At 49.6% G+C, this 20,011-nt stretch carries 21 protein-coding genes; 16 read left to right on the top strand and 5 right to left on the bottom strand.

Features of this window, described 5'->3' with window-relative positions; genetic code table 11:
- Window positions 1-11 precede the first annotated feature (11 nt).
- The 3 genes from clpS to aat are packed head-to-tail and all read left to right on the top strand — an operon-like array spanning window position 12 to window position 3,241.
- On the top strand, window positions 12-326 hold the full coding sequence (gene clpS / locus P771_RS0103775; RefSeq protein WP_028574089.1) for an ATP-dependent Clp protease adapter ClpS: 315 nt from the start codon (window positions 12-14) through the stop codon (window positions 324-326).
- Window positions 327-2,558, top strand: a complete 2,232-nt coding sequence (clpA, locus tag P771_RS0103770; protein WP_028574088.1) for an ATP-dependent Clp protease ATP-binding subunit ClpA — start codon at window positions 327-329, stop codon at window positions 2,556-2,558.
- Window positions 2,555-3,241: a leucyl/phenylalanyl-tRNA--protein transferase gene (aat, locus tag P771_RS0103765; RefSeq protein ID WP_028574087.1), complete on the top strand. Its 687-nt coding sequence runs from the start codon at window positions 2,555-2,557 to the stop codon at window positions 3,239-3,241. The genes clpA and aat overlap by 4 nt, the downstream gene beginning before the upstream one ends.
- A 118-nt stretch (window positions 3,242-3,359) precedes the next feature.
- On the opposite strand, the gene P771_RS0103760 is transcribed toward aat, so the two are convergent.
- On the bottom strand, window positions 3,360-3,845 hold the full coding sequence (locus P771_RS0103760) for a hypothetical protein (RefSeq protein ID WP_028574086.1): 486 nt from the start codon (window positions 3,843-3,845) through the stop codon (window positions 3,360-3,362).
- A gap of 74 nt (window positions 3,846-3,919) precedes the next feature.
- Window positions 3,920-4,591 (bottom strand): adenylate kinase, encoded by a 672-nt coding sequence (locus P771_RS0103755; protein ID WP_028574085.1) that lies wholly within the window; start codon window positions 4,589-4,591, stop codon window positions 3,920-3,922.
- Between the two features lie 390 nt (window positions 4,592-4,981).
- Between P771_RS0103755 and pyrG the strand changes: the two genes are divergently transcribed.
- The 13 genes from pyrG (at window position 4,982) to P771_RS0103685 (ending at window position 15,249) form a co-directional block, all read left to right on the top strand.
- Complete coding sequence (gene pyrG / locus P771_RS0103750; RefSeq protein WP_028574084.1) at window positions 4,982-6,622, top strand: CTP synthase; 1,641 nt, start codon at window positions 4,982-4,984, stop codon at window positions 6,620-6,622.
- Window positions 6,623-6,734: 112 nt separating this feature from the next.
- Window positions 6,735-7,538, top strand: a complete 804-nt coding sequence (gene kdsA, locus P771_RS0103745) for a 3-deoxy-8-phosphooctulonate synthase (protein ID WP_028574083.1) — start codon at window positions 6,735-6,737, stop codon at window positions 7,536-7,538.
- A gap of 66 nt (window positions 7,539-7,604) precedes the next feature.
- Window positions 7,605-8,144, top strand: a complete 540-nt coding sequence (locus P771_RS0103740) for a KdsC family phosphatase (protein ID WP_028574082.1) — start codon at window positions 7,605-7,607, stop codon at window positions 8,142-8,144.
- On the top strand, window positions 8,137-8,673 hold the full coding sequence (gene lptC / locus P771_RS18155) for an LPS export ABC transporter periplasmic protein LptC (protein ID WP_028574081.1): 537 nt from the start codon (window positions 8,137-8,139) through the stop codon (window positions 8,671-8,673). Before P771_RS0103740 ends, lptC begins: the two co-directional genes overlap by 8 nt.
- A gap of 111 nt (window positions 8,674-8,784) precedes the next feature.
- Window positions 8,785-9,297: an LptA/OstA family protein gene (locus tag P771_RS0103725; RefSeq protein WP_028574080.1), complete on the top strand. Its 513-nt coding sequence runs from the start codon at window positions 8,785-8,787 to the stop codon at window positions 9,295-9,297.
- Window positions 9,290-10,027 (top strand): LPS export ABC transporter ATP-binding protein, encoded by a 738-nt coding sequence (gene lptB, locus P771_RS0103720; RefSeq protein WP_028574079.1) that lies wholly within the window; start codon window positions 9,290-9,292, stop codon window positions 10,025-10,027. The genes P771_RS0103725 and lptB overlap by 8 nt, the downstream gene beginning before the upstream one ends.
- Window positions 10,028-10,142: 115 nt before the next feature.
- Window positions 10,143-11,585, top strand: a complete 1,443-nt coding sequence (gene rpoN / locus P771_RS0103715) for an RNA polymerase factor sigma-54 (RefSeq protein WP_028574078.1) — start codon at window positions 10,143-10,145, stop codon at window positions 11,583-11,585.
- Window positions 11,586-11,618: 33 nt separating this feature from the next.
- The gene (gene hpf, locus P771_RS0103710; RefSeq protein WP_028574077.1) at window positions 11,619-12,164 is read left to right on the top strand and encodes a ribosome hibernation-promoting factor, HPF/YfiA family; all 546 of its coding nucleotides are present in this window, start codon (window positions 11,619-11,621) and stop codon (window positions 12,162-12,164) included.
- 110 nt (window positions 12,165-12,274) lie between these two features.
- Window positions 12,275-12,724 carry a PTS sugar transporter subunit IIA gene (locus tag P771_RS0103705; protein ID WP_028574076.1) on the top strand — a complete coding sequence of 150 codons (450 nt, stop codon included), beginning with the start codon at window positions 12,275-12,277 and terminating at the stop codon, window positions 12,722-12,724.
- Window positions 12,700-13,629 carry an RNase adapter RapZ gene (rapZ, locus tag P771_RS0103700; RefSeq protein ID WP_084301643.1) on the top strand — a complete coding sequence of 310 codons (930 nt, stop codon included), beginning with the start codon at window positions 12,700-12,702 and terminating at the stop codon, window positions 13,627-13,629. The genes P771_RS0103705 and rapZ overlap by 25 nt, the downstream gene beginning before the upstream one ends.
- A gap of 29 nt (window positions 13,630-13,658) precedes the next feature.
- Window positions 13,659-14,084 (top strand): PTS sugar transporter subunit IIA, encoded by a 426-nt coding sequence (locus tag P771_RS0103695; RefSeq protein WP_028574074.1) that lies wholly within the window; start codon window positions 13,659-13,661, stop codon window positions 14,082-14,084.
- Between the two features lie 3 nt (window positions 14,085-14,087).
- On the top strand, window positions 14,088-14,552 hold the full coding sequence (locus P771_RS0103690; protein WP_028574073.1) for a PTS sugar transporter subunit IIB: 465 nt from the start codon (window positions 14,088-14,090) through the stop codon (window positions 14,550-14,552).
- A gap of 10 nt (window positions 14,553-14,562) precedes the next feature.
- Window positions 14,563-15,249, top strand: a complete 687-nt coding sequence (locus P771_RS0103685) for a PTS sugar transporter subunit IIC (RefSeq protein WP_084301641.1) — start codon at window positions 14,563-14,565, stop codon at window positions 15,247-15,249.
- A 1-nt stretch (window position 15,250) separates the two neighbouring features.
- Here P771_RS0103685 and P771_RS0103680 read toward each other — a convergent pair whose 3' ends face one another.
- From P771_RS0103680 to P771_RS16335, 3 genes are all read right to left on the bottom strand, one after another.
- Window positions 15,251-15,547, bottom strand: coding sequence for a PG0541 family transporter-associated protein (locus P771_RS0103680; RefSeq protein WP_028574071.1), 297 nt, complete (start codon window positions 15,545-15,547; stop codon window positions 15,251-15,253).
- A gap of 88 nt (window positions 15,548-15,635) precedes the next feature.
- Window positions 15,636-18,701, bottom strand: a complete 3,066-nt coding sequence (locus tag P771_RS0103675; RefSeq protein ID WP_028574070.1) for an efflux RND transporter permease subunit — start codon at window positions 18,699-18,701, stop codon at window positions 15,636-15,638.
- Window positions 18,698-19,963: an efflux RND transporter periplasmic adaptor subunit gene (locus P771_RS16335; protein ID WP_161635940.1), complete on the bottom strand. Its 1,266-nt coding sequence runs from the start codon at window positions 19,961-19,963 to the stop codon at window positions 18,698-18,700. The genes P771_RS0103675 and P771_RS16335 overlap by 4 nt, the downstream gene beginning before the upstream one ends.
- Window positions 19,964-20,011 lie beyond the last annotated feature (48 nt).

Below are 20,011 nucleotides of genomic sequence, written 5' to 3'. Positions count from 1 at the left end.
GCTTTCTTACCATGACTAAAGAGATCACCGAGGCCGGAACATCGCCGGACACAACCTCTGAAGACGAAATAGCCCAGCCCCGCAGGTATAAGGTTTTACTGCACAACGACGATTACACTACCATGGACTTCGTGATTCATGTCCTGAAGACGGTCTTTAACAAGACCGAAGGCGAAGCTGTCCAGATCATGCTCAATGTCCATAAAAACGGAATCGGAGTCTGTGGAGTATACACGGCCGAAGTGGCTGAAACCAAGGTTGTTGCGGTTAAAAACATGGCCAGAAAAGAGGGTTACCCTTTGAAATGCACAATGGAAGAGGTTTAAATGTTAAGCAAGGAACTAGAGAGAATAATCGCCAGGGCCATCCGCGAGGTCAAGGTCAGGCATCACGAATATTTGACCCTTGAACACATCCTTTATGCATACCTTCTGGATGACAAGGGCAAAGAGGTCTTGACCGGTTGCGGAATTGACATGTTCAAGCTCAAAAATCAGCTTGAGCGGTTCTTCCTGGATCACCTTGAGGTCATGCCTCCATCTGGAGACAGGGAAATTGTTCAGACCATTGGTGTCCAGCGAGTTATGCACAAAGCCCTGGGTCATGTTCAGTCGGCCGGAAAAAATATGATCCAGGTGGGAGACCTTCTTGCGGTCATGTTTGAAGAGGAGGAGGCCTTTGCCGTATACTATCTTCGCACCCAGGGACTGACCCGCCTGGATGTTCTGGAATATATTTCCCATGAAATGGAGTCTGATCAGCCTGGATCCTCCTGCCCGGGATGCAAGCCCAAGGAAAAGAGTGAAAAAAACTTCCTGGCCAAGTATACTGAAGACTTGGTTGAAAAGGCTGGCAAGGGATTGATCGATCCCCTTGTAGGCCGGGAAAAGGAAATGAAGCGGGTCATCCAGGTTTTGCTGCGCCGCAGAAAAAACAATCCCATCTTTGTCGGAGATCCAGGAGTGGGAAAAACTGCAATGGCTGAGGGACTCGCCCTTCAAATTTCCAGTCGCAAGGTTCCGCCTTCTTTTCTGGAGACCAGAATTTTTGCCCTGGACATGGGTGCCCTGTTGGCCGGAACCAAATTCAGGGGAGATTTTGAAGCCAGACTTAAGGGCGTAATCAACGAACTCAAAGGGATAGATGGGGCCATCCTTTTCATTGACGAGATCCATACCATTGTCGGGGCCGGGGCCACCAGCGGCGGGTCAATGGATGCGTCCAATATCCTGAAGCCTGTGCTGGCTTCAGGAGAAATCCGGTGCATTGGATCCACCACCTATGAAGAATACAAAAACCACCTTGAAAAAGACAAGGCCCTTTCCAGACGCTTTCAAAAAATCGAACTCCCGGAACCAGGGATCAGGGAAAGTATCGACATCCTGAAAGGACTCAAGCCATATTATGAAGAATTTCATCAGGTTAAATATATGCCTTCAGCAATTGAGGCTGCTGTAGACCTGTCTGCTAGATTCATCAATGACCGCTTTCTCCCTGACAAGGCCATTGATGTGATGGATGAAGCCGGATCCATCCATGTCCTTGAAGGGGCTTCAAAGGGAAAAAAACAGGTCACACCCAAAGATATCGAAAAGGTCATTGCAAGCATAGCCAGGATACCGGCCCGACAGATATCAGCCTCAGACAAAGACCGGCTTTTGGAGCTTGACCAGGAGCTAAAAAAGGTCATCTTCGGCCAGGACCGGGCAGTGGAGATGCTTTCCAAGGCCATCAAACGCTCCAGGGCCGGATTACGGGAACCAAACAAACCTGTTGGTAATTTCCTCATGATCGGCCCCACAGGAGTGGGTAAAACCGAGCTTTCCAAACAGCTGGCCCAGGTCCTGGGCATCAAATTTCTTCGCTTTGACATGAGCGAATACATGGAAAAACATGCTGTTGCCAGGCTTATTGGTGCTCCTCCGGGTTACATAGGCTTTGACCAGGGAGGGCTCCTCACTGAGGCTGTCCGTAAAAGTCCCTACTGCGTTCTGCTCCTGGACGAAATTGAAAAAGCCCATCCCGACATGTTCAATATCCTTTTGCAGATTATGGATTACGCCACTCTGACGGACAATAACGGCAGAAAGGCCGACTTCAGGCACGTTACTCTCTTGATGACATCCAATGCCGGTGCCAGGGAGATGAGTTCCAAAAATATCGGATTTGGCAAAGAAGGCAGGGAAGATTTGACAGCCAAAGGCCTTTTGGCCGTGGAAAAGCTTTTCAGCCCGGAATTCAGGAATCGCCTGGATGCCATAGTACCTTTTGAACCTCTGAGTCTCAAGGTAATGGAGCTTATTGTTGACAAGAGCATTGATGAGCTCAATGCCCAACTAAAGGGGAAAAAGGTCACTCTGAGTCTTTCCGGACCGGCCAGAACCTGGCTGGCCAAAAAAGGGTTTGATCCGATTTTCGGGGCCAGACCTCTGTCCAGGGTTATCCAAGAGGAAATCAAGGATGTTCTGGCCGAAAGACTGCTTTTAGAAAGCATCAAGAAAAAATCCACCATCAAAGTGGAAATGGACCGAAAGAATCATCGGCTGAAAATCAAGTGAGTGTATTTTTTCTTTCCAGGGATCCGACCTTTCCACATCCATGCCTGGCAGATGCTGACGGCCTTCTGGCCATTGGCGGGGACTTAAGCCCTGTTCGACTGGTGGCTGCTTATTCCAAGGGAATCTTTCCCTGGTATGGCCCTGATTCGCCAGTATTGTGGTGGTCTCCAGACCCAAGACTGATCCTGTACCCCGACAAAATCCACATTCCCAGAAGCCTGCGCCGGACTCTTAATTCCTGCAAATTCAGCATTACCGCGGACACATCATTTCAAGAGGTCATTCAATCCTGTGCAGTTGTCCCCAGATCCGACGGACACGGCACATGGCTGGTTCCTGAAATGATTAGCGCCTATGTCGGCCTGCACCGGGCCGGAATTGCCCACTCTTTTGAAGCCTGGAATGGGTCCAGACTGGTGGGCGGGGTGTACGGGGTCGCTCTGGGCCGGGCCTTTTTTGGCGAATCCATGTTTTATCTGGAATCCAATGCTTCCAAGGTTGCCCTGATCCATCTTGTCCGGTTTCTTGAAGCCTTGGGATTTCATTTTATGGATTGTCAGCAGACCACTGAACACATGCTCAGATTCGGGGCAAAGGAAATTCCTAGAAACGATTTTCTCACCTTACTCGGTCAAGCCATCATCAAGAATCCTGCTCCCGGCAAATGGTCATATCGAGCCTGATTTTTTGCGCCAAACTTCTCAACCACTGCTGAACCATATACAACTATGGTCCATCGCAAAAAAAGGCCTTAACCTGCCTCAATCGTAGCTGTTCACTGGATTCGCAGAAAAAAGGAGGTTAAACTTCTTCGCTGGTCAGGATTGGCGAGTGCATGCTCAAATCATAAACCCCATGCACAGCAAAGGAAAGAGGATAGTTGGGAATCTGGTCAAACCTGATTCTTCCAAGATTTTCGTTTTCCGGCATCCCGGACAAGGGATTCAGACCTGGAGGAACCGGAAATGACAGGGGCATGCTGTTGATTGCGGCCAGCTTGGCCGAATATCGGCCTTCCAGGTAATCCACAAGGATATCACGTTCTTCCTCGGTAAAAGATTCCATCACTACCTTTCTGGACTTGGACAGATCAGATTCTTTGCCTTGAAGAGATCCGCCCAGGATGAGTTCCCAATTACAGCTGTCCTCCTCGGATCTTTTCCATGTCGGCCGGTAAAGATGTACTTCCACATTTCTCCTTCCCTTGAAGGACTTGATCACCACGCTTACAACATAGGCCCGATCCAGAGGCAGAGTCTTCCTGGCAGCAGCAATATTTTTTTTCATGGAATCTCCGGTAAAAGGGGCGCCATGGCGCCCCGCAGAAAACAGGACCCTTTCTCAAAAATCAGTTGGGTACACTAGTCAAGCTGGGCCAGGAGGGTGTCCTTGATGGAATCAATGGTTCCTTCTCCGTCCAGTTCAATGTATTTAAAGCCTTCCTTGGGAGCCAGGTCCTTGTAAAAGTATGATGCCGCCAGAGTACCGGTCTTGGCATCATAATAAATACCATGTCTCTTATCGATGGCCTGCTCATCCTGGTCATCTGATCTTGACTTGAGTTCTCCACCGCAAACCCGGCACTTGTCTCCGTCGGGCTTGATAGCGTCGATAAAGATATTGTTGGGGTGATTGGGATCATTAGCGCAGAGTCTGCGTCCCATAATCCTGTTCTTGGCAACTTCCCTGGGCAGCAGAATCTCAATCACATAATTAAGCTTCATTCCGGCTTCAGCCAGAGCCTCCCAGAGTTTCTGGGCCTGAACGATATTTCTGGGAAATCCGTCCAAAAGCCAGCCGCCCTTCCCTTTTTCCTGGAGAGTCGCCAGGACCATGGGGATGGTAATGTCGTCCGGCACCAGTTCGCCTCTATCAATGTATTCTTTGGCTTTCTTGCCCAGCTCGGTTCCCTGACCGATATGCTGTCTGAATATCGCTCCGGACTCAATATGGGCCAGATCGTACTTCTGTTTGACCAGGGATCCTTGTGTGCCTTTGCCGCTTCCATTGGGACCAAAAATTAGAATGTTCAATGTAAAAACCTCCTTGAAAAAAATTTCACAAAAGGTACCTGCTGCAGGCTTGTCTGTCAATAAACACCATAGTTTTCATTTTTTACTTTACCCTTGAAAATCTCGTGCTTGGCAATTAGTTCCTGTTGGGATAAAAAGAATTCCGGTCGCTGGGTGTTTTAATTATTCATTGCCCGGGCCGGGAACAAGAGCATGATTTCCTGCGGACTTCCTGCTTCAACCAGCCGTTGATAACAACCAGCCAGCCATATCAGATACGGCCGAGCCAGGCTCAGCCCTGCAATATCGGACTTGAGTGCAGCCTGATTCTGATCTGGACTAATTTATTTTACGACTCAGCATCTAAAATATAGTCAGAAACAACTTTCAAGTTAAAGGTGGAGTGAGCTGATGAAAACCAAATTTATTTTTGTTACTGGAGGGGTTCTTTCTTCATTGGGCAAAGGACTGGCTGCGGCTTCCATCGGAGCCCTGCTTAAGGCCAGGGGGCTCAAGGTCACCATTCAGAAGCTTGATCCCTACATCAATGTCGATCCTGGAACCATGAATCCTTTCCAGCACGGAGAAGTCTACGTCACCGATGACGGAGCTGAAACCGATCTGGATCTGGGCCATTACGAACGCTACCTGGATCAGCCCATGGGCCAGATTAACAATTTCACCTCCGGCCGCATCTACCACTCGGTCATCACCAAAGAACGCAGGGGCGACTATCTGGGCGGCACTGTCCAGGTCATCCCCCATGTGACCGATGAAATCAAAGATGCCATCAAGAGCGTAGCCCAGAACGGTGAAGACGTGGCCATCATTGAAATCGGAGGTACTGTCGGAGACATTGAAGGCCTTCCGTTTCTGGAGGCCATCAGGCAACTGCGGGGGGAATTGGGAAAAGAAAATGTACTGTACATCCACCTGACTCTGGTCCCTTACATCAAGGCCGCCGGGGAACTTAAAACCAAGCCCACCCAGCACAGCGTCAAAGAACTGAGAAGCATCGGAATCCAGGCCGATATAATCCTCTGCCGGTCAGAAGTGGACCTGGATCAAGACATAAAATCCAAGATCGCCCTGTTTTGCAATGTGGACCGGGATGCCGTGTTTACAGCCAAAGACGTTAAGAGCATCTATGAAGTCCCCATGGCTTTTTATGAAGAGGGAATTGACCAGAAGATAGCCATCATGCTCAAGTTGCCAGCTAAAAATCCAAACCTCCAGAAATGGGAGGATATTGTGCTTCGCCTGCACAACCCCGGTCCCAAGGTAAACATAGCTATTGTCGGGAAATATGTAGACCTCAAGGAATCATACAAGAGTCTGCACGAATCCCTGGTACATGCCGGACTGGAGAATCAGCGGGAGGTGGTGCTCAGATATGTCAACTCAGATGGCATCACCCCGGAAAATGTTGCTGATCAACTGGCAGGACTGCAGGGAGTACTGGTCCCCGGAGGATTTGGATCCAGGGGAGTTGAAGGAAAGATCCTGACCATCCGTTACGCCAGGGAAAACAAGATCCCATTTTTCGGAATCTGCCTGGGCATGCAGTGCGCAGTTATTGAATATGCCCGCAACGTGCTCGGGCTGGACTTGGCCAATTCCCAGGAGTTTGATCCTGTCACCCCTCATCCGGTCATTTATCTGATTAAAGAATGGTTCGATTTCAGGAACAATGTCCTCCAGAAAAGATGTGAAAAGAGCGAAAAAGGCGGTACCATGCGTCTGGGAGCATACCCCTGTGTAATCAAACCGGATACCAGGGCCTTTGAAGCGTATCAGACCGATCATATTATGGAAAGACACAGGCATCGATACGAATTCAATAAAGAGTATGCTTCAAGGCTTGAGGAACATGGGATGGTTTTCAGCGGCCAGTCTCCAGATGAGTGCCTAGTGGAGATAATTGAACTTAAGGATCATCCATGGTTTCTGGGCTGCCAGTTTCATCCGGAATTCAAGTCCAATCCCATGCATGCTCATCCTTTATTCAGGGAATTTGTCCGGGCCTCAAGTCTGACTGGCAAGGCTGGCTAAGACCCCTTGCAGGACCAATGAACCAAGCCTCAAGCCCTGCATCTGACAATATCGACAACAAAGCTGGGAAGTATCCCGTTCATAGCCCGGATAAATTGAGGTGAACCACGATATGCTTGATATTTTCACTGCCAGCCGGAGAAACTTTTTCCTGATCCTGGGACCGTGTGTCCTGGAAGGCCTGGAAAAAGCCCTGGACATAGCCCAGACCATTGCTGAAGTCAGCCGGAGCCTGCAGGTACCGGTTGTATTTAAGAGTTCCTTTGACAAGGCCAACCGGACCTCAGGACAGAGCTTTCGCGGTCCCGGAATAAACCAGGGACTGGAGTGGCTTTCAAAGATCAGATCCAAAACCGGGCTGCCAGTAATAACTGACATCCATTCACCGGACCAGGCTGAGCCTGTAGCCCAGGTTGCAGATATAATCCAGATCCCGGCCTTTTTATGCAGGCAGACCGATATCCTGCTGGCTGCTGCCAGGACCGGAAAAATCATCAACATTAAAAAAGGACAATTCCTGGCGCCATGGGATATGAGTCAGGCTGTGGACAAGATCAGTTCTGCCGGGAACCAGCGGATCTGGCTCACAGAAAGGGGAACCTGCTTTGGATACAACAACCTGGTGGTGGACTTCAGGTCCCTGAAGATTATGGAGGACCTGGGATTTCCTGTGATTTTCGATGCCACCCATTCAGTCCAGATTCCAGGGGGCAAAGGCAGTTCCTCTGGCGGTCAGAGGGAATTTGTTCCGGTTCTGGCCAAGGCAGCTGCTGCTGCCGGGGCCAGGGGGATCTTCATGGAAGTCCATCCCGATCCAGATCAGGCTTTGTGCGATGGACCAAATTCATGGCCCCTGGACCGTCTGAAACCTTTGGTCAAAACTTTGCTCAACATAAGGCATGCTGCTCAATCCTGAGGTTGTCACCAAAAACAGACTTTTACGGAGTCCGGTTGATCAAAACAGTGCCGGAACAGGAAACCTATGACCAAACAGGGCATCAGGGCTGTTGCAGCCAGAATAAAGATCCTGATCCTGGATGTGGACGGGGTCATGACCGATGGAGGTCTTTATTATGACCACCAGGGCAAGATTACCAAACGTTTCAACGTCCAGGACGGACTGGGAATAAAGCTTGCGCAGTCGGCCGGATTGGGCTTGGCTGTAATGACCGGCCTCAGTTCCTCAGCCGTGGAAACCAGGGTCAGGGAACTGGGCATTGAACACTACTTTCACGGATTCACTAGAAAACTCCCTTTGATTCAAAACCTGGCCAGGGATACAGGCATTTCCTGCAATGAAATGGCCTATCTCGGCGATGACTGGGTAGATGCTTCCCCCATGCTGGAAGTTGGTTTGCCCATGGCTGTGGCCAATGCCCAGCCGGAAATAAAAAACCTGGCAGCATGGATCAGTTCGGCTCCAGGAGGAAACGGAGCAGTCAGGGAGGCAATCATGTTCATCCTTGAATCTCGGGGCGACCTTGAAAACCAATGGCAGAACTGGATATCATTTCATGATTAAAAAAATTGCGCCTGCCATTTTCAGCATTGGGGTCCTGTTCTTTCTTTTTGTGCTCTTCTGGCAGCAGGGACCAGGACCAAGAATCACTGACATCAGCAGACAGATGGAGGTTGACCTGAATATCCTTGATCTTCATCTGGTCCGGGGTGAACAGGGAAAGTCCCTTTGGGAACTGGTTTCTGCTGAAGCCGGCTATCTCAGGGATGAAGATGTTTTGATCCTTACCAGCCCGGAGATAACTTATTTTGCCGGAAATGATGATGGGCCTCTAGTTATCAGGGCTGTTCATGGGCGGTACGACCAGACAGAAGAGGTGATCCATCTGAGGGAAAGTGTCCGGGCCGAGCATCATGGTATGGTTGTGGATTCAGACAAGGCCACCTACCGGGCTGATGACAGTTTTATCCTTCTGGAAAACAACGTAAAGTTCAGAGGAAGAGGAATCATGATGGAAAGTCCTGTGGCGCACGTCTTTTTGGATGAGGACCGGGTAATTGCTCTGGGTGGGGTCAGCACCCGCCTGCACTGATGACCTGTTGCAAAAACTTCTCCAATATCCTAAACATTAAGGCATCAGACTGATGCAGCTTCCCTGCAGCGGCTGAAAACCGGATCTTGTCCGGCTTGTTCAGGAAATCCAATGAAAAAAAATTTTTTATTTCTGCTCATCACAGGTCTAACCAGTTTTTTATTTGCACTTCCGGCCATGGCTGAGCAAAGATCTGCCACCGACATAACATCGGACAAGATGACCTACGCCGGTCAGGAAAACATTGTGATCTTCAGTGGCAATGTTCATGTTGTCAGACCCGACTTCGAACTCTGGTCCAACGAGCTGCACGTTTTTCTAAAGCCTGACCAGGATTCGGGCCAGGCTGGAGATGACCAGCAGGACAATATTGAAAAGATAATTGCCAAGGGAGATGTGCTCATTAAAAGCGAAAACAGGGAGGGCCGAAGCCAGACCCTGACTTATCACCCAGACCACGAAACAGCCAGACTGGAAGGAAATCCGGTTCTGCTGGAGAACCAGAACAGTGTTGAAGGTGAAGTCATCATCCTCAACATGCAAGACAATACATCAGAAGTACTCAGTGGGCCGTCCAGAAGGGTCAGGGTTATTTTTCACTCGGGTTCAGATAATGATGAATAAGAATCAGGCTCATAGTTACAGAGCTGTTGACGTTCACAAGCAATACGGCAAGAGACTGGTGGTCAAAGGAATTTCCCTTGACATTAAACGGGGTCAGATAGTCGGCCTTTTGGGCCCGAACGGAGCTGGCAAGACAACGACGTTTTACATGCTGGTGGGCATTATTTCCCCCAGCAAGGGTTCGGTTGTTTTTGACAAAGAAAACATAACCAATCTTTCGCTGTCCAGGAGATCCGGCCTTGGCATCAGTTATCTGCCCCAGGAAAGCTCCATTTTCAAGAAATTGACTGTGCAGGAGAACCTGATGCTGATTCTTGAATACACTCACAAGGATAAAAAAAAACGGACAGAAAAAGCTGAAGAACTGATGAATGAATTGGGAATCTCTAAACTTGCCCATCAAAAAGCCTCCTTTTTATCCGGCGGGGAGCGCAGGCGTCTGGAAATCGCCAGGGCCCTGATCAAGGACCCGAAATTTATTCTGCTTGACGAACCTTTTGCCGGTATCGACCCCATTGCAGTGGACGACATTCAGAAAATAATCCTCCGGCTGAAAGAAAAGAATATCGGCATCCTCATTTCCGATCACAACGTCAGGGAAACCCTGCGCATCTGCGACAGAGCCTCCATCGTACATGACGGGCAGGTCATTCTGGATGGAGTGCCTGAAGAAATCATTGCCGATACCAGGGCCAGAAGCATTTACCTGGGGGAATCTTTTTGCTTGTAATTCCAAGATGGATCATCATAATATATAATTATTCCGCCGGCCTCTTGATGCCTGAACATATCCTAAAGAACCAGAAGCGGATCACTAATCAACCTTTTATTTTCCGGATGAATCTATGGCCCTGGAACTAAGACAAAACCTCAAGCTCACTCAGCAGCTGGTCATGACTCCCCAGCTCCAGCAGGCCATCAAACTTTTACAGCTTTCCAGGCTGGAACTGCTGGAGGTTGTCCAGCAGGAACTGCTGGAAAATCCCATGCTGGAAGAATTACAGCCAGTTTCCGAGGAAGAGCAGGAAAGACAGGCCCTCAACGACAAGGACCAGGGAGCCAAGCTGACCAGCGAAGAAAAAGAGATCATTAATAACGCTGACTGGGAAGATTATCTGGGAGAATTTTCCAGTACCTCCAAGCAGTCCGGTTCAAGGGAATGGGAAGTACCAGAGGAAATGCAGAGCTATGAAGCAAGGTACTCTGCCAAACCATCCCTTGAGGGTCATCTCATGTGGCAGCTTCATCTCCAGAACCTGACTCCTGATGAAACCAGGATCGGAGAGGAAATTATCGGCAACATTGACTCCAGGGGCTATCTGAAGGCCACTGTCGAGGAAATCGGCCGGTCCTGCAGTGTTCAGGAATCTCTGGTGGATCAAGTCCTGGCCAAGGTCCAGAATTTTGACCCGGTTGGGGTTGCGGCAAGGGATCTCAGGGAATGTCTGATTATTCAGCTCAAAGCCTTAAATGAAACTGACCCGATTCTTATCGAGCTTGTTACCGAACACCTGGAAGACATTGAAAGGAACCGTCTGGCTCCCCTGCTGAAGAAATTCCGGATCAGCAAGGAACTCATGAAGGAGTACATTGAAGTCCTGCAGAGTTTGGATCCCTTCCCTGGCTCAAGTTACGGAAGCGAAGATGTAATATATATCAGCCCTGATATCTATGTATACAAATACGAGGACGACTTTGTAATTGTCCTTAATGAGGACGGCCTTCCATCAATCCAGCTCAGCCCTTTTTACGAGTCATTGAACCAGGCCCCAAAAGACCGGAAGAACAAAAAGGAAATCGACTACTTCCAGGAAAAAACCCGCTCAGCCATATGGTTGATGAAAAGCCTGCACCAGCGTCAAAGAACTCTTTACAAGGTTATGGAAAGCATCCTCAAATTTCAGAAAGAATTCTTTGTTCACGGAGTCACCAGGCTCAAACCGTTGATCCTTAAGGAAGTGGCCGAAGATATCAGTATGCACGAATCCACTGTAAGCAGGATCACCACCAGCAAGTATGTGTCCACCCCTTTTGGCCTGTTTGAGCTCAAGTTTTTCTTCAACAGTGCCCTGAGCATGGATAGTGGCGGAACAGTAGGTTCAGAGAGCGTCAAGGCTGCCATCAAGAAAATGGTGGCTTCGGAGGATCCCAAAAAGCCCCTGAGCGATGATGCCATTGCCACCAATCTTAAAAAAGAACTGGATGTGAATATTGCCAGAAGGACCGTGGCCAAGTACCGGGCTGCCCTGAAAATCCCTTCATCTTCCAGACGAAAAAAATTTTTCTGATTTTTATCAATCCATACAGAAAGGAGGATCAGCATGCAGATCAAATTCAACTTCAAGAATTTTGAGCCTTCTGAACATCTGAAAAAATACGCTCGTGAAAGATATGACAAGTTGTCCAAGTACCTGAGCGAGATCAATACTGCGGAGCTTCAGGTCAACCTTGAGGTAGAAAAATTCAGACACATCGCTGAGGTAATCCTCACAGCCAAGGACATCCATATTTCAGCCACTGAAGATACTGAAGACATGTATTCAACCGTTGACCTGAGCCTGGACAAGCTTGAGGCCCAGCTTAGAAAACAGCGGGGCAAAGTCAAAGACAAAAAGAAAAAGGCCAGGGAAAAGCAGGTCCGAATGGACATTGTCAGTTTCGGCCCGGTTGACAGCGGCAAAAGAGAACCCAGCATAGTGGCAACTGATCACTACGAGCCCAAACCCATGTCTCTGGATGAAGCGGCCATGCAGCTGGAATCCCTTAACTACGAATTCCTGGTATTCCTCAATTCTGATACAGACAGGATCAATGTGGTGTACAGGCGCAAAAACGGTGATTTCGGCTTTATTGATCCCGGGGCATAAAAGAATCAAGGACGCCTTCTGTCTTGACCAGACCAGTCAACCATCATCCCAACAGTTCGCCTGTCGCAGACAAATGGTCTGCGACAGGCGCATAGCTTATTGAGATATAAATGAACTTAGATAAATACATCCATATAGACCAGATCATCCCGGAACTATCGTCTGGCTCCAAAAACGAGATCCTGGCCGAGCTGATAGCCCCGCTTGTCCAGAAATATGACTTTTTAAGCCTGGACAAGGTGTATGATGTCCTGCTGACCAGGGAAAATCTTGGTACTACCGGTATTGGAGAAGGCGTAGCAATACCGCACGGCAAGCTTGACGACCTGGAAGAGGTCCTGCTGGTGGCTGGAAGAAGCCTCAGGGGAGTGAATTTTTCAGCCCTTGACCATAAACCGGTCCACATTTTTTTCATGGTCCTGGCTCCTGAAAAAAGCGCTGGCAAGCATCTGAAAATCCTGGCCTACATATCAAGACTTTTGCAGGATCCGACTTTCAAAGAGTCCTTTATGCGGGCTCAAGACAGGGAAGAGCTATGGAATCTGATAACCAAGGCATGACTCAGCCCGGCCTGCAGCAAACGTCTGTTGTTGGCCAATATCCTTTGCTCATTGTCACCGGGCTGTCCGGGGCCGGCAAAAGCACTGCCCTCAATGTCTTTGAAGACCTGGGATTTTTCACTGTGGACGGTCTGCCAGTCAGTCTTGTTCCGTCCATCCTTGCTCTTTTTGCCCGGGAGAATCCCAAAAATTACCGGGGACTTGCCCTTGGAATGGATCTGCGTCAACCTGACTTTGCCACAGATTGGATAAAGGTCAGACAGGAATTGGACCACGCCGGGACCTGCCTTCAGATCATCTTTCTTGAAGCCTCGGCCAGCGTCCTGGTCAGGAGATACGCCACCACCAGGCGCCCACATCCTTTAGAGTCCAGAAATATTGGCCTTGAGCAGGCCCTGGATCAGGAAAGAGATGTCTTGGAGCTGATGCGTAACGATGCCCATCTAGTCATTGACACTTCCGGATTCTCCATCCATGATCTGCGCCGGGTTATCCAGGAAAAATGGGAGTGTCTTGATCAGAGCTTTGCAGGAATGAGGGTCCATCTCATCTCATTTGGCTTCAAATACGGAGTCCCTTCAGAGGCAGATATGGTTTTTGATCTCCGATTTCTTCCAAACCCTTTTTTTGACAAAGACCTGCGGCCCATGTCAGGTAAGGACATAAACATCGCAGAATATGTTTTGGCCCGGAACCCTGGAGCGGAATATCTGACCAGGACCAAGGAGTATCTGAATTTCCTTGTGCCCATGTTCGCTGATGAAGGAAGATACAGGCTTACCATATCCATGGGCTGTACAGGAGGAAGACATCGCTCAGTGGCTGTGGTCGAAGCTCTTTCCCCTTTTCTCAAGAATCTTGGATATCTGGTTTCCATCGAACACCGGCATCTCAACCTGGGCTGACGTGCCGGATAATCTTTTCTGGAAAGGATATGATCGGGATAATTCTGGTTACACACGGCAATTTCGGTGAAAGTCTGCTCAGTGCCGCTTCAATGATCATGGGGGACAAAGAAAGCTGCCATGCCCTTGGTGTGGACGTTTCCAGACCCATGGACGAAATCATTGAAGAATTAAAGAAAAAAGTCAGGGAACTGGACAGGGGTGATGGAGTCCTCATTCTAACCGATATGTTTGGCGGAACCCCTACCAATATCAGCCTGTCTCTTTTAAGCCACGGACAAACAGAGGTCATTACCGGGGTCAACTTGCCCATGCTCCTGAAGGCTCTGGGCGGAAGGACCAGAAAACTGCAGGACCTGGCTCAGGAAATAAAAGGAGCCGGCAAACAGGGCATCCTGGTGGCAGGTGACGTCTTGAAACGTCAGATCCCAGGGACAGCCAAAAAGGCCGGATGAGTCATGTTCTGGGTCCGCATAGACAATCGTCTCATTCATGGACAGGTTATTGAAACCTGGATCCCTTTCACCAGGACCAAAAGCCTGTTGGTAGTTAATGACGAATTAGCTTCAGACCCGATCAGACAGGAAATAATGGGTTTGGCAGTTCCTCAGGGGGTTGAGATTATCTTTGCCCAGGTTAATGAGTCCATTGACTTGATCAGAAAAGAATTCAATGACAGGATGTCCTCGCTGTTCATTCTTTTTTCCAAGTGTTCCGATGCCAGACAAGCCTTTGAAAAGGGGCTCATGTTCTCTTCCATCAACATCGGCAATCTTCATTACGGACCAGGCAAAAAACAAATATGTTCCCATATCGCTTTGAGCCGGGACGACTCCTCCTGCCTGAAATTCTTCAGCAAAAAGGGGGTTAAACTTGATTTCAGATGTGTACCCCATAAACAGATCCAGGTGGATGAATGGTAGATTATGAAGTATTAGGCCCCCACTGGACGATATTTCTGAGCGGTTTTTTTTTGCTCTGTTTTCCCTGACCAGATTTTCATTAAACTTAGGCTTCCTGGACCGGCCTCTGGTGGTGGGTTTTTTCATAATCCTGCTAACAGGTCAAATCTTTCCGACCATGTATGTGGCAGCCTTTTTTGAACTGCTCTGGATTGACCTGATCCCGGCCGGAACTTTTATTCCTCCCAATGCCATTTTCTGCGTGGCAGCCACCATGGTGGTGGTGGAAATATACAGCCTGTCAGACACTTCTCAGATATTCCCGATCATGGTCATGACCATACCCGTGGCCATCCTGTTCTCAATTCTTGAAGGCAAACAGCGTAAAGCCCAGAACAAGAACTACAATATCATTCTCCAGCAGAGTAGAAAGACTGCTGCGCGCTATAATCCCCAGTCAATGATCAATTCATCCTTGATCCAGCTGTTGCTGATTTATCTGACCGTGGGAACTGCTGCGATATACGGCCTGGTCTTTATTTATGAGCATTTGAGCCCATACCTGGTCCACAGGGACTACCTCTCCTGGCCCCTTCTGCTGCTCATGGCCTCCATCAGCGCCCTGGCCGCCCTGCGCATCAGAAAGGCCTACTTCTCGCTGGTGCTGGGGCTGACCTTGGTATCAGGCTATCTTGCCTGGCAGATATTCCTGGCCTGATTCAGAAGCCCAGACCATCTTCAACAGCAATTACCATGGCTCGAACATGGTGATGAGCTTTTTTTTCCAGCCTGAATGCCTGAAGTGTTTTTAGCAGGCCTTCAATCTCTTCGTTGTCAACTCTGGCCTGGACCACTGTAAAACTGCCTGGAAAAACCTGAGTCCCAAAGTGCTTTCCATCTGACCCTTTGCCCTCCACCATGGGATAGCGGATGTAATCCTGGACATCACATTCATCCAGAATGGCTTCAATAACGTCGGTATATTCAAAGCGAAAGCTTATCTGAACCAGCTTCACAACCATCCTTCCTTTACTGCCGGGTTGCGGCCATCAGGCTCGGACTCAAGCCATAATTTTCGGCCAAGGATATCTGACCAGCACAAGCTCATGCCTTTCTGCCCATTTTCCCCAGCAGGAAATTCTGGAGCTGATCATAGAGGGTATAGACTACCGGGATGACTATCAGGGTCAGGGCCGTGGAAGTAAACAAACCGGCCACGATTGAAATCCCCAGAGGTGCTCTGGCTTCTCCACCGGTTCCAAAACCCATGGCAATGGGCATCATTCCAAGAATGGTAGAACAGGCAGTCATCAGCACCGGCCTGAACCTCTCCCTGGCAGCCTCCTGAGCAGCGTCAAAGGGTTTCCTTCCTCTGGCCACCAGAATGTTGGTATAGTCAATCAGCAGGATGGAGTTCTTGGTCACCAGCCCCATGAGCATTATCAGTCCGATAAAGGCATAAACATTGAAATTCATGCCCATAAGCCATAGAGAACCAAATGCTCCGACCGTGGCCAGGGGCAGAGAGGTCATGATGGTCAGGGGGTAGATAAAGGATTCAAACTGGGCCGCCAGGACCAGGTATATGAAGATAATGGAAAAAATAATGGTAATGGTCAAATAGTAAAATGATTCCTCAAACACCTGAGACATGCCTGCCAGTTCATAGTCAGCCTGGGGAGGGAGTTCCTGATCAAGATAGCCGGACAAAAGGTTGACTGCATCGCCCATGGCAACGCCAGGAGGCGTGGATGCGGAAATCGTGGCCGACCTGATTCTGTTGAATCTGTGAATCTCGCTGGGGCCAACGGTCTCTTCATAGCTGATCAAGCTATCCAAAGAGACCAGCTGGTGGCTGCTGTTGCGGACATAAATGCTTCGCAGAAAATCTGGACTCATGCTTCCCCGTCCAAGGACATCGGTGATGACATCATACCGCTCAGCCATCCTCTCAATTTTGGAAATGTCAACTTCACCCAGGAGATACCGGAGGGTATTGGAAATCTGAGTTACAGAAACTCCCATTTCAGCAGCTCGTTCCCGGTCAATCCTGACGTCGATCTGAGGCTTATTGAGTTCAAGGTTAGTCCTCACCCCTACGAACCACTCCGGTTTCTGACGCATCCATCCCATAACCTGATCCTGCAGCTGATCCAGTTCCACCAGATCCGGATTCTTCAATACTATTTCGATGGGAGAACCTCCAACCCCGCCCGGGGTGAGTTCCAGTACAAAAGCTCGACCATCAGGTATTGAACTCAATATCCCCCTGAATTTCTGCATGACTTCGCTTTGATGCAGCTCCCTGTCCTGCCTGGGAGTAAGGGTGACAAAGGAAATACCCCTGCTGGGCTGGCCCGGCCCTGCCGGTCCCATACCCACGGCCAGGAACTGATGGCTTACATCAGGATCCCTGGCCAGTTCAGCCTCGATTTTTCTGGCAAATCTATCGGTTTCTCTGATGGTGGAACCTTCAGGGGTTTCAAAAACCAGCATGAATCTGGATCTGTCCTCGTCTGCCTGAAATTCCTGAGGTATGCTCATCAAGGCGGCCACTCCCAGACCAAAGGCCATCAGAGCAATGACCACCACCAAGCCTCTTCTCTTAAAGGCCCCTTTCAGTATCCATACATAAATTGACTCAAAACGTTTGAGATGACGCTCGGACAGATCAAAAAGAAAACTACGGCGTTTCTTGTATCTGAGCAGCCTGGAGCAGAGCATGGGGGTAAGGGTCAGGGCCACAAAGGTTGAAGCAAAGACTGTAACCGCTACGGTCAGTCCGAATTCAAAAAAGAACCGACCCACAATCCCACCGGTAAAGGCCACTGGAATGAAGACCGCGGCCAGGGAAAGGGAATTGGCCAGGGCCGGAAAAGCAACCTCGGTAGTCCCGACTCTGGCTGCAGGCATTGCGTCAGCCCCGTTCTCCATGTGATAAAAACTGCGTTCAAGGACCACAATGGCGTCATCAACCACGATGCCGATGACCAGAATAAGGCCCAGCATGGTCAGCACGTTTATACTGAATCCCATGACATTGATAAAGGCCAGTCCGATCAGCAGGGAAGTCGGGATGGCCAGGGCCACCACAATGGTGCCCCGTCCGCTGCGCAGAAAGGCCAGAACAACAAAAATCACCAGAAAAGCTGCTATCAGGATCGTGACCTGCAGGTCCCTGATGTTTTCCTTGATGTAGACGGAAGCATCCATGGCCTGGCGGTATTCCAGGCCGGGCGGAAAGTTGGCGGACAGCTCTTGGACCCTGTCCCGAACCAGGTCAGCCAGGGCTACCGTATTGGCTCCGGTCTGTTTGACAATGCCCAGACCAACTGACGGCTCTCCTGAGAATCTTGCTATCTGCCGGTCACTCTCAACATCGTCCACAGCCTGACCTACATCCGAAAGCCTGACCGGAGAGCCGTCCTGATAGGCAATGATCAGGTCGTTGAACGGGGCAGCCTCGGAAAACTGACCTCTGGTTCTGATCAGGAATTCCCTGGAAACACCCTCAATCCTGCCTGAGGGTATATCAACATTCTCCCTTTGAACCGCATCCACAACATCTTGAACCACCAAATCACGGGCAGCCAGCTTTTCCGGATCTATCCTGATCCGGACGGCATAGTTTCTGGCCCCTCCAACCATAACCTGCCCGACCCCGCGCAGAGTTTCCAGCTGGGGTTTCAGGATATTGTCCGCATACTCGGTTAAACGGACTTCATCCCAGCGCTCATCACCAACCAAGGCTATCCACATTATGGCCTGGGAATCAATGGAAAGCTTTCTGACTATTGGGGATTCCGCATCCTGGGGAAGCATTCTTCTGGCCCGCTCTACTGCATCCCGCACATCCTGAGCCGCCAGATCCTGATCCCGCCAGAGTTCAAATTCAGCCACTACCTGACCAAGACCATCACCTGCTGTTGACACCAGTTCCTTAAGCCCTTCTATAGCATTGATCTCTGCTTCCAGCGGGTCGATTATCTCCTGTTCAATAATCTCTGGCGCAGCCCCGGCAAGGACAACTGAAACACTGATGACCGGGAACTCCACATCCGGGTTCTCCTGTACAGGCATCTGCAGATAACCGTATCCGCCAAAGATGGCGAAGACCAGAAAAATGACAATGGTCAGTACAGGTCGTCGAATGCAAAGATTCCAGATCACTGCTGGCCACTCCTCAAAGCTCCGGATCTACTGTGATCATTGTGCTCAGAATAATGAAGAAAGGCTGCGTCATTACCAAGATCTGATCCTGTCCAGTCAGGACCCAGATCCTCCACCACCCTGATCCTGGAGCCGTGATTCAGGTTCATATGCCCGGAAACAACTACCTTCTCGCCTGGCTCAAGCCCTTCAAGGACTTCGACAAGTCCGGGTCTACGCTGCCCGGAACTGATCTTCCTGCTTTCGACCTGCTCTTGTTGTCCGTCCACAACAAAAACCAGATATCCATCTCTGGTAGCCACCAAAGCCCTTTCCGGGATGACCATGGTGTCTTCCAGCAGGCCAAGGACAAGAACAGCTGGAGCAAAGGATCCGGGCTTCAGTCCGTTGTCACTGTTATCAATGGACGCCTTGACTTCAAGTTTCCTGGTGGACTCTTCCACCGACGGACTCACAAAACTGACCTTGCCCCTGAATACTCCATCTTCATGAGCAGCGGTTTCAACTATAACCGTTTGTCCCATTTTGACCCGGGCCGAATACTTTTCAGGAACCATGAACAATATTTCCAGGAACTCTGTCTGGTAAATACTGGCCAGGATCTGCCCTGTGGTTACAAAGGCTCCGGGATCCATCAACCGTCTTGACACATAGCCTGAAAAAGGAGCCCGGATCACAGTATCAGCCAGTTCTTCCTTGACCAGCTCCACCTGGGCAACAAGCCTTCTGACTTCTGCCTGAGCAGCCTCAAGATCTGTTTTGACCCGGTCAAACTCATTTTCAGAAACAACACTCTGTTCAAACAGAAGTGCAAACCGGTCATGGTTACGCTGGATATTTGCCTGTCTTGCCCTGGCTTCTTCCAGAGCAGCCCTGCTTGAAGAAAGACGGCGCAGGTGCTTTTGTTCCTCAATTTCAAAGAGCAGTTGATTCTTGCTTACAAAACCTCCCTCCTGGAAATGAACCGCCTTTATCCTTCCGTCTACTTCAGGCTTAAGGTCCACTTCCTGAACAGGTCTCAAAGTACCCAGTCCTCTGACCGTATCCATCAGGGTCATGGAAACAACCGGGGCCACCTCTACAGCTGTTGCCGGACGCTGGACCTCTTGTTCCCCATCCTGAACCTGCCTGGATGTGTTAACAAAATAAAGCAGCCCTGCCGCCACCAGTGCGATAAAAATCGACCAGGGGTTGATAATTTTCTGAAAAAGACCCTTATTTTTTTCTGAAATAAGAGGCTGATTATTGTCTTCCCGGTGCATTTCTTCTCCCATGCAGGGGCCAAGACTGAAAAATATCAGGCCGGCCCT

It is taken from the genome of Desulfonatronovibrio hydrogenovorans DSM 9292 (assembly GCF_000686525.1).
Lineage (GTDB): Bacteria > Desulfobacterota > Desulfovibrionia > Desulfovibrionales > Desulfonatronovibrionaceae > Desulfonatronovibrio > Desulfonatronovibrio hydrogenovorans.
Note: the sequence above shows the minus strand (reverse complement) of the source record. Positions and strands in the feature narration are given on the sequence as shown.

What these genes read in the sequence shown, in the direction of transcription:
- P771_RS16335 (WP_161635940.1), bottom strand. Translation starts at nt 19,963, where the DNA reads ATGCACCGGGAAGACAATAATCAGCCTCTTATTTCAGAAAAAAATAAG.
- pyrG (WP_028574084.1), top strand. Translation starts at nt 4,982, where the DNA reads ATGAAAACCAAATTTATTTTTGTTACTGGAGGGGTTCTTTCTTCATTG.
- P771_RS0103695 (WP_028574074.1), top strand. Translation starts at nt 13,659, where the DNA reads ATGATCGGGATAATTCTGGTTACACACGGCAATTTCGGTGAAAGTCTG.
- hpf (WP_028574077.1), top strand. Translation starts at nt 11,619, where the DNA reads ATGCAGATCAAATTCAACTTCAAGAATTTTGAGCCTTCTGAACATCTG.
- kdsA (WP_028574083.1), top strand. Translation starts at nt 6,735, where the DNA reads ATGCTTGATATTTTCACTGCCAGCCGGAGAAACTTTTTCCTGATCCTG.
- P771_RS0103705 (WP_028574076.1), top strand. Translation starts at nt 12,275, where the DNA reads ATGAACTTAGATAAATACATCCATATAGACCAGATCATCCCGGAACTA.
- rapZ (WP_084301643.1), top strand. Translation starts at nt 12,700, where the DNA reads ATGGAATCTGATAACCAAGGCATGACTCAGCCCGGCCTGCAGCAAACG.
- lptC (WP_028574081.1), top strand. Translation starts at nt 8,137, where the DNA reads ATGATTAAAAAAATTGCGCCTGCCATTTTCAGCATTGGGGTCCTGTTC.
- rpoN (WP_028574078.1), top strand. Translation starts at nt 10,143, where the DNA reads ATGGCCCTGGAACTAAGACAAAACCTCAAGCTCACTCAGCAGCTGGTC.
- clpS (WP_028574089.1), top strand. Translation starts at nt 12, where the DNA reads ATGACTAAAGAGATCACCGAGGCCGGAACATCGCCGGACACAACCTCT.
- P771_RS0103760 (WP_028574086.1), bottom strand. Translation starts at nt 3,845, where the DNA reads ATGAAAAAAAATATTGCTGCTGCCAGGAAGACTCTGCCTCTGGATCGG.
- P771_RS0103725 (WP_028574080.1), top strand. Translation starts at nt 8,785, where the DNA reads ATGAAAAAAAATTTTTTATTTCTGCTCATCACAGGTCTAACCAGTTTT.
- lptB (WP_028574079.1), top strand. Translation starts at nt 9,290, where the DNA reads ATGAATAAGAATCAGGCTCATAGTTACAGAGCTGTTGACGTTCACAAG.
- P771_RS0103740 (WP_028574082.1), top strand. Translation starts at nt 7,605, where the DNA reads ATGACCAAACAGGGCATCAGGGCTGTTGCAGCCAGAATAAAGATCCTG.
- clpA (WP_028574088.1), top strand. Translation starts at nt 327, where the DNA reads ATGTTAAGCAAGGAACTAGAGAGAATAATCGCCAGGGCCATCCGCGAG.
- P771_RS0103690 (WP_028574073.1), top strand. Translation starts at nt 14,088, where the DNA reads ATGTTCTGGGTCCGCATAGACAATCGTCTCATTCATGGACAGGTTATT.